This is a genomic window from Chryseobacterium sp. BGA-UO-ETr-SB22 (assembly GCF_059567885.1).
Window position 1 is genome coordinate 1359558 of sequence record NZ_JCAQOV010000005.1, and the last position, 15417, is coordinate 1374974.

A 15417-nucleotide genomic window follows, 5' to 3' on the forward strand; every position below is an offset into this window, starting at 1 on the left:
ATAGACTCAGGAAAAAGTAATAGAAATTTTAAATCTTAGTAAAAGAATAAAAATATAAGTTTTAGAAGATTAAAAGTAATATCTTAATCCTATGAATACAGGATATTGATACAATAATAAAGGTTTAGAATAGAAAGAACAGAAAGTTTTACTCTTCTTTTTGATAAATCTCTGAAATACAATGACCCTATTCAATTAAAATCCAATAAATATTAAACTTCAAAAACTACAATCCCTATGAGTAGGATAAACATCGATTTACATTGTGATCTTCTCTATTACCTTTTAAGATCAGATTCCGCGCTTGATGATAAAGAACTCGGCTGTTCACTGCCTTATTTACAGGACGGAAATGTAAAACTTCAGATCATGGCGATGTATGCAGGAACAGGAGCCAATAGTACAGTTCACGGACTGGAACAAAGCAAATTGTTTTCAAAGCTTATTAAAAGCGAGAATTTTTTCCTTTTTAACAATGATAACAATGAAGTTCCGGAAAATAAAAACAAGGTAGGAGTCATTGCTTCTATTGAAAACGCATCTGCTTTCTGTGATGAAAACCAAAGTCTGGAATCAGGATTCAAAAACCTTGAGACAATTATTGAAAATACTGAAAAAGTCTTTTATATAGGGATTACCCATCATCTGGAAAACCGCTTCGGAGGTGGAAATAATGCTACGGCTGGCTTGAAAGACGATGGAAAAGTACTGATTGATTATATTTCTGACCGGAAAATCGCTATCGATTTGGCCCACACAAGTGATCAGCTGGCTTATGATATTTTCACTTATATTGATCAAAGAAATTACTCAATTCCTATTCTGGCAAGCCATTCCAACTATAGAACCGTTTACAAAAACAACAGGAATCTTCCTGATGAACTGGCGAAGGAAGTGATTAACAGAAAAGGATTGATTGGCCTGAATTTTATCAAAGATTATGTTGATATTGACAATCCGGAAAGACTTTACGAGCATATCCAATACGGGCTGGATCTTGGTGGTGAATACAGCATAGCCTATGGTGCAGATTATTTTTACTGGAAAGATCATCCGGACACATCCCGTCATCCTTTTTTCTTTCCTGAACATTCGAATGCTTCTGTATACCCGGCAATCAATAAAGAAATTGAAGAGCGGTTTTCATCTGAACTGGCAGAAAAGATCAGTCATAAAAATGCATTGAATTTTATAGAGAATATATATAAATAGAATCATTTTTGTCTGATTAAATCAAAGCATAATTAACAGGTCGCTCCTCCGGAGCTTTATTTTTGGACTTAATTTTTTTTCTATTAACAGTAGATACTGATGGGGTCAAATCTAGCTCCAATAGGAGCTAACTCTTAATAGAACGTATTTTGTTTTAAAATTATAGCTCCAGAGGAGCGACCTGTTAATACTAAATATGTGAGAGAGTATATTAAAAATCAAACACTGTTTTTGTGTTTGATTTTACATGAATTAAAATATTATAACAATTTGTAAAATAATTATTTACGTATTTTTATTTAATGTTTTCTTTTATACTTTACTTTCTGTTTGATGATTTCAATTACATCTACATTCTGAACTTTAGACTTGATCCATCCATGGATGTCAATATAAAATAATGAACGTCTGTAATATTCGTTATTAGAAAATTCTTCCAGTTTTTTATCAAAACTTTCAAAGGCTTTCTGTCTTTGATTCAACACCTGATTATTAAGATTCTTAAAAAACTGAATGCTTTCAAAATGGAAGTCTTCCGGCTTTTTCATTTTTTTTGCGAACTTTAATGTCGAGGCAATAAATTCATCATAATCTTCATCATTTCCTGATTCATATTTCGCCATTAAGATCAGAATCCTGGTATGGAACAGAAGATCTTCCTGTACATTTCCTTTGGATTCTATGACCCTCATAGAATACTCAATAGATTTGTCAAACATTTTACTGCCGAAGAACATGGCTGCCATTTTCAGGTAGAGAATCATAAAATGGTGTTCATCTATTCTTTCTCTAAGTTTTTCCATTTTTAATTCCACTTCAGGAATAAGCTTTGTTCCTGTGAAAAATTCTCCTTTTACAAAGTGAATATTCATCAGTGTATTGTAATGGGTAAGAAAAATAAGAGACTGAAGATTTTCATTCTGAATAAAATTCTCAGCATGTACCATTTTATTAAAATTGGCGAAATGCTCCTCCAGAATATCAATATTTCCATACAAAAACAGGATCTTCAGCAGATAAGTATTCCCTTTGATGTACCAAACCGGGTGGCTGTAGATCATTTCAGGCTTTTTATGAAATAGATCCACCCACTGATAAGCATATTTCAAAGTGTATTTGTAGTCCTGCAACAGCTGGTTTTTCCACACATGGGCTTTGTAATACCACAGTTTTTCCGTGAAATTGAGCTTCTCAGGGTTTATATTTTTAATCTGGGCATTAAAAACATCCATCACTTCCTGCCGGCCTGTATCATTTTTTACATAGCCGTGGGTAAGCATTTCACTGTATAATTTTAGAGAAAGGTTAGACAATTTTGTGGTATAACGGTTCTGTTTGCTGATTTCCTGAGATTGTTTGATAAGCTCTTCGGCACGGCCTTCAATACTTCGGGTAATGAATTGTGACTCAATTACTTTTTCAAGATCGATGATTTCAGAAGCAATACTTTTTTCATCCAGTTCCAATGCGGACTGCTTGGTTTTGTCTAATATTTTTAAAGCCTGTTTGTACAATCCTTTCTGATACAGAATATTGGCAAAATCCAGCTGCTCACGAAGCTGAATTCTATAGTTCTGATGACTCGGGTTCATACGAAGACTCACGAGGATCTGTTTATAAAGATGAGCTTTAAGGTTGGAAAGCTGTTGTTTGGTAGAAATTTTTTTCTCAATAATCACACTTTCATCATATTCTTTCATCTTATCCATTTCGGAAAAGAGCAGCAGAAATTTAGCATCTACATTAATTCCGAGACGGTTCACATATAACTTAAACTGACGTTTTTCAGAGGTGGTCAATGACTTTACCAATACAAACAAAAAATCTTTCTGCAATTCTGCCATTGTAAATTTTTATAAATTAAAATACTGATTAATAAATGAATACGATTGTTTTTTCAACGGTTGAATATTGTAGTTTTCAGAAAAAGTGAAAATGAAAAAATATTGCAACCCGTAGTTTTGAATCAAAATTAAGTAAAAAACTTCACTTATGGATTCCGAAAAAATTGAAATTTTTGATACAACACTAAGAGATGGGGAGCAGGTTCCGGGATGTAAACTGAACACGGAACAAAAACTGATTATTGCAGAAAGACTGGATGAGCTAGGGATTGATATCATTGAAGCGGGATTTCCAATTTCCAGTCCGGGAGATTTTGAATCTGTTTCAGAAATTTCAAAACTGGTGAAAAAAGCTAAAGTATGTGGACTGACAAGGGCGAATAAGAAAGATATTGATGTAGCAGCAGAGGCACTGAAGTTTGCAAAGAGACCAAGAATACACACCGGAATCGGAACTTCTGATTCTCACATTAAATATAAATTCAACTCAACAAGAGAAGATATTGTTGAAAGAGCAGCTGAAGCTGTAAGATACGCTAAAACTTATGTGGAAGACGTAGAATTTTACGCTGAAGATGCTGGAAGAACAGACAATGAGTATCTGGCGCAGGTTTGTGAAGCTGTTATCAAAGCCGGAGCTACTGTTTTGAATATTCCCGATACAACAGGCTATTGCTTGCCGGAAGAATATGGACAGAAAATAAAATATCTGCGGGAAAATGTAAAAGGTATTGAAAAAGCAGTACTGTCATGCCATTGTCATAATGATTTGGGACTGGCTACTGCCAATTCTATTGCCGGTGCCATCAACGGAGCCCGCCAGATTGAATGTACGATCAATGGATTGGGAGAAAGAGCGGGTAATACAGCCTTGGAAGAAGTCGTGATGATCCTGAAACAGCACAGAGATTTGAATCTGCATACAGATGTGAACTCCAGAATGCTGAATGAAATGAGCACAATGGTATCTGATCTGATGGGAATGTCTGTGCAGCCCAATAAGGCTATTGTAGGAGCCAACGCTTTTGCTCACAGTTCAGGAATTCATCAGGATGGCGTGATCAAAAACAGAGAAACTTATGAAATCATTGATCCTGCAGAAGTAGGAGTGAATGCCTCTTCAATTATTCTTACAGCAAGAAGCGGCCGTTCAGCATTGGCGTATAGATTCAAGCATATTGGATATGAGGTTACCAAGAATGAGCTTGATTATTTATACCAGGAATTTTTGAAAATTGCTGACCTTAAAAAAGAAATATGTAATGATGATCTGAGCCTGATGATGGATTCTTTCAGCAGAAAAATAGGATAGGTTTGATTGTAAATCAAGATAAAGTAAAAATGAACAACAGTAAAAAGACACTTTTTGATAAAGTATGGGACGCTCATGTGGTAGAAACCATTCCTGACGGGCCTCAGATCATTTATATAGACAAACATCTTATCCATGAGGTAACCAGTCCTCAGGCTTTTGCAGAACTTGAATCCAGAAATCTGGAAGTATTCAGACCGGAACAGATTGTGGCCACTGCGGATCACAATGTGCCTACGTTGCAGCAGGAACAGCCTATCAGGGATGAACTTTCAAGAAATCAGGTAGAGCAGCTTACGGAAAACTGTAAGAAAAATAATATTGAACTCTTCGGATTAGGGCATCAATACCAGGGTATCGTTCATATCATCGCTCCGGAATTAGGAATTACCCAGCCGGGAATGAGTATTGTTTGTGGTGACAGCCACACATCTACCCATGGTGCATTTGGATCTATTGCTTTTGGAATCGGAACAAGCCAGGTTGCGCAGGTATTTGCCAGTCAATGTCTGTTGCTTAACAAGCCAAAATCAATGAGAATTACGGTCAATGGTACACTGAATGAAAATGTTCAGCCCAAAGATGTGATTCTTTATATCATTTCAAAAATAGGAACCGATGGCGGAACAGGATATTTCTGTGAGTATGCGGGCAATGTATTTGAAGAAATGTCGATGGAAGGAAGAATGACAATCTGCAATATGAGCATTGAAATGGGTGCCAGAGGGGGAATGATTGCTCCTGATGAAACAACTTTTGAATATGTTCAGGGAAGAAAATTTGCCCCGAAAGGAGATGAATGGGAGGAAAAAGTAGAGTACTGGAAAACCCTGAAAACGGATGAAGGATCTGTTTTTGATAAAGAACTAAGTTTTGATGCGTCAGATATTTATCCGATGATTACTTATGGTACCAACCCTGGAATGGGCATTTCCATCCGTGAAGTTATCCCAACACCACAGAATGAATCGGAAGAGAAAGCTTTACAATATATGGGACTGGAAGCCGGGCAGACGGTTAACAGCATCGAGGTTAATTATGTTTTCATAGGTAGCTGTACTAATGCAAGAATAGAGGATTTCCGCTCTGCAGCCCATTATATTAAAGGGAAAAATAAATCGGAAGCGGTACAAGCTCTGATTGTTCCCGGATCTCAACAGGTTGTTAAACAGATTTATGAGGAAGGCTTGGATAAAATATTCAATGATGCAGGGTTTCAGATCCGTCAGCCGGGATGCTCAGCATGTCTGGCGATGAATGATGATAAAATTCCTGAAGGTGAATATTGTGTTTCCACTTCCAACAGAAACTTTGAAGGCAGACAGGGACAAGGTTCAAGAACGATTCTTGCCAGCCCTCTTACTGCAGCAAAAGCAGCAATAGAAGGTAAAATTTCAGCCCTTGAAAGTTTAAACTAAAAGTAATTTTAAATTTATTTTAACCACAAAAGGCACAAAAGGTTGTGTCGTTTGTAAGAAGAAGTTATCATTTGCTTACATAAAAAGAGCACTTAAGCTTTATGAAAATTTTGATTTTCATTCTTTTGCGAACTTCTTATATGGATTCTTTTATCCATCCTTAAGTAAACTGAGGTGAAAAAAACTTTTGTGACTTTTGTGGTTCAAGTCTAACAATGTAGAATACATGCAAAAATTAGTTGTTTTAAAATCCCGCGCAGTTCCATTGCCGGCAGAAAATATAGATACAGACCAGATTATTCCGGCAAGATTCCTTAAAAGTATAGATAGAAAAGGTTTCGGAGAAAACCTGTTCAGAGATTGGAGATTCAATATTCATACGGGAGAACCCAATCCGGATTTTGTTTTAAACAATCCTAAATTCAGTGGTGAGATTCTTGTTGCAGGAAATAACTTCGGTTGTGGAAGCAGCCGTGAACACGCAGCCTGGTCTTTGACAGATTATGGATTCAAAGTGATTATTTCCAGTTATTTTGCTGATATTTTTAAAGGAAATGCTTTGAATAACGGACTTCTTCCTGTAAAAGTTTCTGAAGAATTTTTAAAAGAAATTTTAGAAGGAATCAATGAAAATCCTGACAATGAGATCGCGATTGACGTGGAACTACAATCAGTAAGCTTTAAAGATACAACGGAGACTTTTGAGATTGATTCTTATAAAAAAATATGTCTGTTGAACGGCTATGACGATATTGATTTTTTAATCAGCAGAAAACAGACGATCACAAATTTTGAACTAAAGACACAAAAAACAAATGAGCAACAATTATTTTAAAATCGCGGTTCTTCCCGGAGACGGGATTGGCCCGGAAATCATCAGTGAAAGCATTAAAATATTAGATGTTATTGCTGAAGCTTTTCAATGTAAATTCCATTTTGACTATGGATTAATCGGGGCAGAAGCTATTTTCAAGACAGGAAACCCTTTACCTGAAGAGACGTTAAAAATCTGTAAAGAATCTGATGCTGTACTTTTCGGAGCCATTGGTGATCCTATTTTCGATAATAATCCTGAAGCGAAAGTAAGACCGGAACAAGGACTGTTGAAACTCCGCAAAGAGCTGGGGTTGTTTGCTAATATCCGCCCTTTGAAAACGTATGCTTCTTTAATTGATAAGAGTCCGCTTAAAAGAGAAATTATTGAAGGAGCTGACATTCAGATTTTCAGAGAGTTGGTAAGTGGAATCTATTTCGGTGAAAAATTTACAGATCCGGAAGGCGAGTATGCTTATGATGTCTGCAAATACAGTCGTGAAGATATTATTCCGATTGCCCATATGGCATTTCAGGAAGCTCAGAAAAGAAATAAAAAGCTTACCCTTATTGATAAAGCCAATGTTTTGGATACTTCAAGATTGTGGAGAAAAACATGCCAGGAAATTGCTTCGGAATATCCGGATGTACAGCTTGATTATATGTTTGTAGACAATGCCGCCATGCAGCTGATCCTTAATCCTAAACATTTTGATGTTATTTTGACTGAAAATATGTTTGGTGATATTATTTCAGATGAAGCGAGCGTGATTGGAGGCTCTATCGGACTACTGCCGTCTGCTTCAATAGGTGAGGAAAATGCTCTATTTGAGCCTATTCATGGATCTTATCCTCAGGCTAAAGGAAAAGGAATTGCGAATCCTATTGCTTCTATTTTAAGTGTGGCAATGATGCTGGATCATCTTAATTTACAGGCTGCGGCAAGCAAATTGAGACAGTCGGTAGAACATGCCATTGAGAACAAGTATGTTACTGTTGATCTTAATACCAAACAATATTACTCAACAAGTGAAGTGGGAAGTTTTATTGCTGACCATATCAGATATTCGGAAAAATCATATTATAATTTTGAAAATATAAAGATCGGAAAATCAACCATTGTATAGAAAACAAAAAAGTTCATTTAGATAGTTAGAAGAAAAGTTCCGCCTCGTATGAGACGGAACTTTTCATTTTTCAACGGTAAAGAAGCTTTAAAGCTCTTTTGTTATTTTGTATTATCCGTTTTTCCTGATTTGGCCTTTGAAGATTTCTGAATATCTTTCTTGTCAATATCAGGTGGATTGGTCTTTTCTGAAGCAGCAGGAATATTCTGGAAATCCTGATTTTGCTTTTTAGTTTCTGCGGTATTGGCAGATTCTTTCTTTTTGGTGTTTCCTTTTGTATCCATGACTTTGAATTTTTAATTTCAAGAATATTGATATTATCATTCAAAGTGTTTGCCAAACGGAAATATTTTATCCTAAAGTCCTAAAATACCAATTTTTCCGGTTTTATCTTCAATAGTATAATTCAGAGCTTTTGCCAACACAAAAACATTATTCAGGTTTTCCATCAGCTGTTTACGCCCTTCATTTCTCAACTGATTCTGATCAATTGATTTTTCTGCCGTTTCTTTAGCTTTTGCAGTAACATTCTTAATATCTTTTTCTGAAATACGGTTGATAAAAGAGTCATCCAAAGATTGAATCTCAACACTCGGTGTAATTCTGATCTCAGCATCAGGAAGTTCTGTAATGACCAGCTTTTTGTTGATGGAATCTACTTCGATCTTCATTTTATTAAGATCATAAGAAACCTGTGCATTGGTCTTTGTATACGTAATAATGCTGTTGCTTGAAACTTCTTTCCCAAATACTTCATAGCCCATTTTGGTTTTCTGCATGCTGGAAGTGTTCTGTTCCATCACCACCATCTTATTCATCTTGGAAATCTGATTGGTCAGGATATAATAATCCGACTGTTCAGTTTTAGTTCCAAGGTTCAGACAGGACTTCAGACCAAAAAACAGAAGTACCATAGCGCCAGCACCGGCTGCAAAGGACAGGATTGTTCTATAATTTCTCAAAATCTATTTAAAAATTTCTTTGATGACAGACGAATCATTCTTTTTAAGGATTTCAGCTAAATCTCTTTCAATATAGCCTGTAGTAGGCATTTCTACAATTCTTCCAATCTCTTTTCCATATCTTCTAAGGATAATGGTAGGGACTTTCTGAAGATTATAAAGACTTTCATCCCCGGTAGGAGATTCTTTCTTACGGTTTACGGCAATAATGTTTAATTTATTTTCCGGATAGTTTACGGCTTCCAATATTTTCATCAGTCTTGGAAAATCTCTGTGGCTGTCTTCACACCATGTTCCTATGAAAACAATAATGTCATACGTGCCGATTTTCTCTTTTTTCAATTCACTGACTGCTTTTTGGTCAAGGGCATATTCATCATGCTCTTTTACATACCAATCTGCATAAGGAGCTTTTAAAAACTGCTCTTTCAGTTGGTTTCCTAAAAGCATTTTGCCATCTTTCTGAGTTTCAACCTCGCGGTTTACCACTACTTTTTGAGCGCTAAGCTGTTGTGCAGCTAAAAATAAGCTTGAAAAGGCAACAATATTGGTAATAAATTTTTTCATAATTATTTCTCGATAATTGATTTTAAATCAGCAGGAGAGTAGTATTTGTTTTTTAATACTTTATGATCTGCCTGTCTGTAAACGTTAAATTTTTCTCCGGACTTTTCATAAAAAGATTCTACTTCCTTCTCTTTGTAGAATTCAACGGTTTCCTTTGCCTGTTCTTCATTATCACACGCCTTCGACATATTGGAATGCTGAACTTCGTTGAATAGCTCTACAAATTTGCTGCCAAGTCCGAATTCAAGCACTGCACCACTCAAAACATACTGAAGATCACATAATGCATCTGCAATTTCTACAATATCATTGTCTGCAATCGCCTGCTTCAGTTCGTTCAATTCTTCCTGTAAAAGCTCTACTCTAAGGTTGCATCTTTCCGGAGAAGGAATTTGCGGGGTATCTAAAATAGGGGCTTTGAAAGTAGTATGGAATTCTGCTACTTGGTTCAGACTATCAATTTTATCCATGAATTTTTTTATTTCCCACAAAGATAGAAAAGGATTTTTAAAATGGGAAATGTCCATGGGAAAATGTATGAATAAAGAGGAAGGGAAGATTATAACTTTTAATTTTCAAAATAAAGTTGAATTTACAATCGTATTTAAATATAAACATCTGTGAAAATATATATTATCTGTAGGAAAAACTGAATCTATAAAAGCAAAAAACCACAACTTTAAAAATTGTGGTTTTTGTTTTGAAATCAGTTGATTATATTCAATTATTTTAATTCTTCATATTTCCAGATGCCTGAAATACTCAATATCGTCAATCCCGGCTGTTTTTCACCATAGCTAAATACACCTACGTATTTTGAATAGCATGAGGAACAATCGGTGCCAAAGTATAAAGTGGGCTGATCATTGACTGTCAGTTCTCCGAAATGAAGCATTCTTTGGGAAGTTCCATTGACAATTCCATGCTTTAATAATTCGTTTTTGGATATTACTTTGTCTTCATTGTACAATTGGAAGATGGGAAATCCCGATTCGTAGGGCTTTATCTCAACTGTATTTTCATGACCACAATTACAGCAGGTAAAAGTAGTAATGGCTGCCGGAAGAGCTTCATCGTTCATAAAAGTACTTTTTGTAACGGAAGCTTTTTTAGTAATGCTTATTTTTTTTGATATTGAATACATCTGAATGATTTTATGGCTGAATAACCGTGCCTACTAAGTTAGGGTATTTTCCGCTTGGACTTTTCTTAATAGTCACTTTTATGTAACCTTCTTCTGCTAATTTATTCCATGTTTTCTGATAACCAGTGTTAATATCAATTGGAATTTTCCACATGGTTTGTTTTCCTTTTCCAGCCTGGCTAAACCAAGGAATAATGTCTGCTGTCTGAGTTTTAAACTGCATTGAATTGTTCAGTACATCAATTTCATAATAGAAATCATACTTTTCTTCAGCCTGGTTTAATGCTCTTTGGGTAAACGTGTATGTATATCCATTGATGATAGGGCTTGTAAAGCTTCCTCCCAATGTAGGAACACCTGTTCCGTTGTAACTGCCTACAGCTCCGCTGTATCTGTCAAATTTCTGCCCGGCCTGTAAAGCAACATCATCAACGATATTGTAACCTCCGTTAGCAGGCGGCCATCCGCCATTTAAATTATTAGCTTTAAAAAGTGATTCCAGCTCACTCCATTTACCTCGTTTGTAAAGATCATAGGCTTGGTTTCTAACGGTTGAACTGACCGTATTGTTGGGGTCATAAGTTACCGCCAGTTCATCAGGGCTTTTGTAGAATACGGTGGTGACGTCCGGGTTGGAGTCAACTACTTCATCATCTCTATCCGAATTACAGGCAATTGAGAACGAAGTAATCGTTAAAAAAAAGATGTACTTAAATAAATGTTTCATATAAAAAATTTTAAATTATTTTAAAATCAGGAGGTATTAGAGGGGGCTACCTTTTAGAAACATCATTTTCTTTACAAAAATCTTAAGTGAAATACTGATATGGATATTATTAATATTTTCCGGTCAATAAAAGGTACTGATCAGAATTTGCAGTAATAACAGCTTTTCTGGCATTGAATGGTTGAAAAATCAATTCTGCCAAAATATGGTGGAGAGAAGCAACGGCATCAGACGTTAAAAAAACGACTTCGGAGCTCCCTTAAATACAAACTGGGTAAACGGTACAATAAAAGAATATTATTGTGCGATAAATTTAAATCAAAAAACTTAAATACTAGTTATTTTATTTTAAATAAAATATTTTTATGAAATTAATTACATTCATAAATGTTTTTGAAGTAATATTCTACATTTTACAAAAATAAAACTGCCCCGTAAAGGGCAGTTTTTTCACATCGTTTAATTTTAAAAGTTATTAATTTTTAATAAATCTTTTAGATGATTCTCCAATTTGAATCATATAAGCGCCTTTGATAAGGTTGCTTACGTTCACAGAGCCTCTCTGAAGTTTTCCTGAGTCAATTAGTTTTCCACCCATATCGAAGATTTTATAGTCTTCTGAAGTTGTATTGGAAACATAAAGGATATCTCTAACAGGGTTTGGATAAAGCTTAATATCTGTGATCAGATCTTTTGTATTCTGAAGATCTCCTTTTCCTGAAGAAACAATATTAAGAGTGTAATCCTCAACCTGGCCATAAGTGAAAGCTTCACAAGATGAAGTAGGGATTGAGCTGTATTTCATCATCACTCTCATTCTTGTTGACCCAACAGTTGCTGTAGCAGGAATTGTGATAGATCCGGTAACAGGAGTTGTTGTAGATCCAGCTTTTGTCCAAGCTAATTCTCCACTGTCTGTAAAGTCTCCATCACCATTGTAATCAATATAAACAGCGTATGCTTCGCTATATTTTGTTGATGTCCAAAACGGAGTCACAGAGATTGTATAAGCACTTCCTCTGGTTACATTGGTAGAAACTGAAGTAAAGTTTTCATAACCTGCTGTTCCTGTAGACGTATTATTAATAGATCCGAATGTTACATTTCCGATTCTTTCGTCAGCAGTGTTAGAAGCTGAAGAAGAGCAATATGAAACGCTTCCTCCTGCAAGAGTAGTAACACTTACGGTATTGCTGGAAACTGAAGCGTTTCCTGCCGCATCTTTTGCTTTAACAGAGAAAGAATACGTTGTTGATGGAGTAAGTCCTGTTACAGTATAAGTAGCAGAAGCTGTAGAACCTATTAATGAAGCTCCCTGATATACATCATATCCGGTAACACCTACATTATCAGTAGCCCCTGACCATGAAAGGTTAGTTGTTGTAGCTGTGGTTCCTGAAGCTGCAAGGGTAGGTGCTGTAGGAGCAACGGTATCAGGAGTTCCTGAACCTGCATTTACAGAGATGTTGGCATTGTTTACATCAAAGAAAATGTGATTCGATCCTTTTACCATAATTCTTCCTGTAGTTGTAGTAGAATTAGGAATAGTTACTGCCTGTGAACCGTCATTTGGAGTTCCAGCCAATAGAGTAGTCCATGTATTTCCATTGTCTGTTGACCAAAGAATATCTACATTCGCTGCATTCACACCATTTGCTGTAGTTCCTGCAACGCTCCATGTGATTGTTTGAGAACTTCCTCCTGCGTAGGTTGTTGCTGAATTCTGAGAAGTTATAGCAAACGGACCTGCAGTTGCATTAACTGTGATAAGAGCATCATCAGAATTATTTCCTGAACCTCCTGCTTTGTTATCACGAACCGTAAATCTGAAATTTAATGTTCTTGCCACTGAAGAAAGAGCTTCTACTGTGATTTCAGAACCTGCTGTAGTTGTTGCACCTGTTAATACAGAAGCCATTCTTGGGAAATATCTTGCAGGCGAGGTTGTTGGAACCCATGATCTGAAGTTAGGCCCTGAAGCTTTTGTTGCACTGGCTGCTGAACTTGCTCCTGTTTGAGAAGAAGAAGCATTGTCCATTTGTTCCCAGATGTAAGTTAGAGAATCTCCGTCAGCATCCGTTCCTGTACCTGTCAGCACGAATGGAGTTCCCTTTGGAATTGTATAGTCTAAACCTGCGCTGGCTGTTGGAATTGAATTTCCTGTATTGGTGTTGACAGAACAAGTTTTGGCTTTAATATTATTAGTAATCTGCTGAATGCTGATCGCATGGAAAAATGCATCAGAATGCGGCTGGATATCCTGGCTGGTAATTCCCGCGTACCCCATAATCGTTGATCCTGATCCTGGTTCCATATTAGCGCCTGTTCCTTCATTGTTCATAGAGAATGTATGGTTTCCTCCGAACTGGTGCCCCATTTCGTGGGCTACATAGTCGATGTCAAAATTATCTCCTGAAGGAATAGCATCTGCCGGGGAAGTATATCCGCTTCCTTTTGATCCGTTTGTACAGATACAGCCGATACAGCCTGCATTTCCTCCGCCTCCTGATGCTCCGAACAAGTGTCCGATATCATAGTTGGCTTCACCAATTACAGAAGTTAAGGTGCTTTGTAACTGAGAATTCCAGCTGCTCATTCCGGAAGCTGCTGAATAAGGGTCTGTAGAAGCATTGGTATAGATTACAGCGTCATTGTTAGCGATCAGAATCATTCTTGCTGCGAAATCTTTTTCAAAAACACCGTTTACACGGGTCATCGTAGTGTTCATTGCAGCTAAAGCCTGAGCTTTTGTACCCCCGAAATACGTGGTGTATTCTCCGGTACAAGATAGAGCGAGTCTGAAGGTTCTTAGTTTGGCATCATCAGCATTAGGTCTTGCTGCAAGAGCGGAGTTGGAAACTCCTTTCTGGGCAGCGTCTACTACAGTACATTCAAACTTGTTAAGATCATCTTTTTTGTCAGATTTTCTGTATACTACATAAGAAGAAAGATCTTTGGTGTAAGGCTCAATGAAAACAGCCGATTTATCACCATAAATTTCCATGGAAGACAGTCCTAGTGGAGAAACACTGAAGTAGACTGTGGAATTAGGATCATCCAGACCTTGTCCTACATAGGATTTGATATCCGGATATTTTGCTGCCAGTTCAGGGGCAAAGTTGGAATTTTCCCTCACTTTAAAATTTTCCATTCTACCTTCAGAATTTGGAAAAGAGATGATGAGTTCTGATTTTTCGCCTACAGCCAGTCTTTTGGGAGCTTTTGCTAAAGCATTTTTCAATCCGTCGATGTTTAGGTTGTAAACCTTAGGATTGCTGATACCGGTTTTGTTTTCAAAAACCTCTGATGAAGCTTTTCTGGAACCTTCAGACCAAAGACGGTCAGTCTGTGCGAAAGAAACACCCGAGATAAGGAGCATTCCAATCAGCGTTAATTGTTTTTTCATATTAAATATTAAATTTGATTGTGGAATATCAAAGCTAATGAAAAATATATTATCAAAAACAAAATTTTTTAAGAGAAATTTAGAACATAGAATTAAAATACTATGCGATACATTGAATATAATTGAAAAAGCTTATTAATAAAAGAAAAGTGAAAGTGATGAAATGAATTTCAATTTTGAAAAAAATGGGATAAGTTATTTTCTTTATTAATTTACTAAAATGAGACAATAAAATTTACTAATTATTTAATTATATATAAATAATTTTGATGAATTGAATTTTGGTAAATAATACTACATGCTCTACGTTTCTATACAAAAAAAGCTGTTTCAAAATGAAACAGCTTAGTATATTTATATAATCCTTAATTACATTTTATCATCAGCAGTAGGGCCGTAAAGTCCAGGGACTTTGTTCCCGGTTGATCTTAAGTAAACAACCAGTTCACCTCTGTGATGGTACAGATGGTTATAAAGAAAGCCTCTTACGACCTGAATTCTGGGAGATGGCGGGAAAAGTACATTTCCGTTCATTTCCATTTTCCACTCATTAAAATAAGTGCTTTCATCCGAGTTTTCCAGAACTTTCTGTGCATTGGCAACATTTTCTTCAAATTTTGCTAGGATATTTTCCGCTTTGGAAATGTCTCCCTTGTCATACTTGTACGCACCCATATCAAAAGTATCTTCATTGAAAGTGGATTCGTACCAATTGTATACTTCAGCAATGTGAGAAGCAAGCTGACCGGTAGTCCAGTTTTTTTCGGACGGTTTCCAGTCTAGTGCGCTGTCAGGAATTGCCTGCAAAATTTTTCTGGTGTTTTCGGCTTCGTGCAGAAATTCACCTAAAAGTGCCTGTTTAATCATTTGTATTGGGATTTAAAG

At 36.3% G+C, this 15417-nt stretch carries 14 protein-coding genes; 5 read left to right on the top strand and 9 right to left on the bottom strand.

Annotation, left to right across the window (positions count from 1 at the left end; all coding sequences use genetic code 11):
- Positions 1 to 237: 237 nt before the first annotated feature.
- The gene (locus AC57AW_RS13460; protein ID WP_496352292.1) at positions 238 to 1212 is read left to right on the top strand and encodes a dipeptidase; all 975 of its coding nucleotides are present in this window, start codon (positions 238 to 240) and stop codon (positions 1210 to 1212) included.
- 299 nt (positions 1213 to 1511) lie between these two features.
- On the opposite strand, the gene AC57AW_RS13465 is transcribed toward AC57AW_RS13460, so the two are convergent.
- Positions 1512 to 3056: a hypothetical protein gene (locus AC57AW_RS13465; protein WP_496352293.1), complete on the bottom strand. Its 1545-nt coding sequence runs from the start codon at positions 3054 to 3056 to the stop codon at positions 1512 to 1514.
- 148 nt (positions 3057 to 3204) lie between these two features.
- Here AC57AW_RS13465 and AC57AW_RS13470 point away from each other — a divergent pair, with 148 nt between their 5' ends.
- From AC57AW_RS13470 to leuB, 4 genes are all read left to right on the top strand, one after another.
- Positions 3205 to 4368: a 2-isopropylmalate synthase gene (locus AC57AW_RS13470; protein WP_496352294.1), complete on the top strand. Its 1164-nt coding sequence runs from the start codon at positions 3205 to 3207 to the stop codon at positions 4366 to 4368.
- A 29-nt stretch (positions 4369 to 4397) separates the two neighbouring features.
- Positions 4398 to 5786, top strand: coding sequence for a 3-isopropylmalate dehydratase large subunit (leuC, locus tag AC57AW_RS13475; protein WP_496353886.1), 1389 nt, complete (start codon positions 4398 to 4400; stop codon positions 5784 to 5786).
- 226 nt (positions 5787 to 6012) lie between these two features.
- A complete protein-coding gene (gene leuD, locus AC57AW_RS13480) occupies positions 6013 to 6621 on the top strand; it encodes a 3-isopropylmalate dehydratase small subunit (protein WP_142716870.1) in 609 nt (202 codons plus the stop codon).
- Positions 6602 to 7726: a 3-isopropylmalate dehydrogenase gene (leuB, locus tag AC57AW_RS13485; protein WP_496352295.1), complete on the top strand. Its 1125-nt coding sequence runs from the start codon at positions 6602 to 6604 to the stop codon at positions 7724 to 7726. The genes leuD and leuB overlap by 20 nt, the downstream gene beginning before the upstream one ends.
- Positions 7727 to 7827: 101 nt before the next feature.
- Here the strand turns inward: leuB and AC57AW_RS13490 are convergent, their stop codons facing one another.
- From AC57AW_RS13490 to AC57AW_RS13525, 8 genes are all read right to left on the bottom strand, one after another.
- Positions 7828 to 8010, bottom strand: a complete 183-nt coding sequence (locus AC57AW_RS13490; RefSeq protein WP_496352296.1) for a hypothetical protein — start codon at positions 8008 to 8010, stop codon at positions 7828 to 7830.
- Between the two features lie 72 nt (positions 8011 to 8082).
- Entirely contained in the window at positions 8083 to 8688 is a 606-nt protein-coding gene (locus AC57AW_RS13495) for a DUF4230 domain-containing protein (protein ID WP_047422912.1), read from the bottom strand.
- A gap of 3 nt (positions 8689 to 8691) precedes the next feature.
- Positions 8692 to 9255, bottom strand: a complete 564-nt coding sequence (locus tag AC57AW_RS13500) for a TlpA family protein disulfide reductase (protein WP_318845909.1) — start codon at positions 9253 to 9255, stop codon at positions 8692 to 8694.
- Between the two features lie 2 nt (positions 9256 to 9257).
- Positions 9258 to 9725, bottom strand: coding sequence for a pyrophosphohydrolase domain-containing protein (locus AC57AW_RS13505; RefSeq protein WP_496352297.1), 468 nt, complete (start codon positions 9723 to 9725; stop codon positions 9258 to 9260).
- 254 nt (positions 9726 to 9979) lie between these two features.
- Entirely contained in the window at positions 9980 to 10399 is a 420-nt protein-coding gene (locus tag AC57AW_RS13510; RefSeq protein WP_496352298.1) for a hypothetical protein, read from the bottom strand.
- Positions 10400 to 10409: 10 nt separating this feature from the next.
- Positions 10410 to 11126, bottom strand: a complete 717-nt coding sequence (locus AC57AW_RS13515) for a hypothetical protein (protein WP_496352299.1) — start codon at positions 11124 to 11126, stop codon at positions 10410 to 10412.
- 475 nt (positions 11127 to 11601) lie between these two features.
- Positions 11602 to 14532, bottom strand: coding sequence for a reprolysin-like metallopeptidase (locus tag AC57AW_RS13520; RefSeq protein WP_496352300.1), 2931 nt, complete (start codon positions 14530 to 14532; stop codon positions 11602 to 11604).
- A gap of 369 nt (positions 14533 to 14901) precedes the next feature.
- Positions 14902 to 15399 (bottom strand): DinB family protein, encoded by a 498-nt coding sequence (locus tag AC57AW_RS13525; protein WP_318845904.1) that lies wholly within the window; start codon positions 15397 to 15399, stop codon positions 14902 to 14904.
- Positions 15400 to 15417 lie beyond the last annotated feature (18 nt).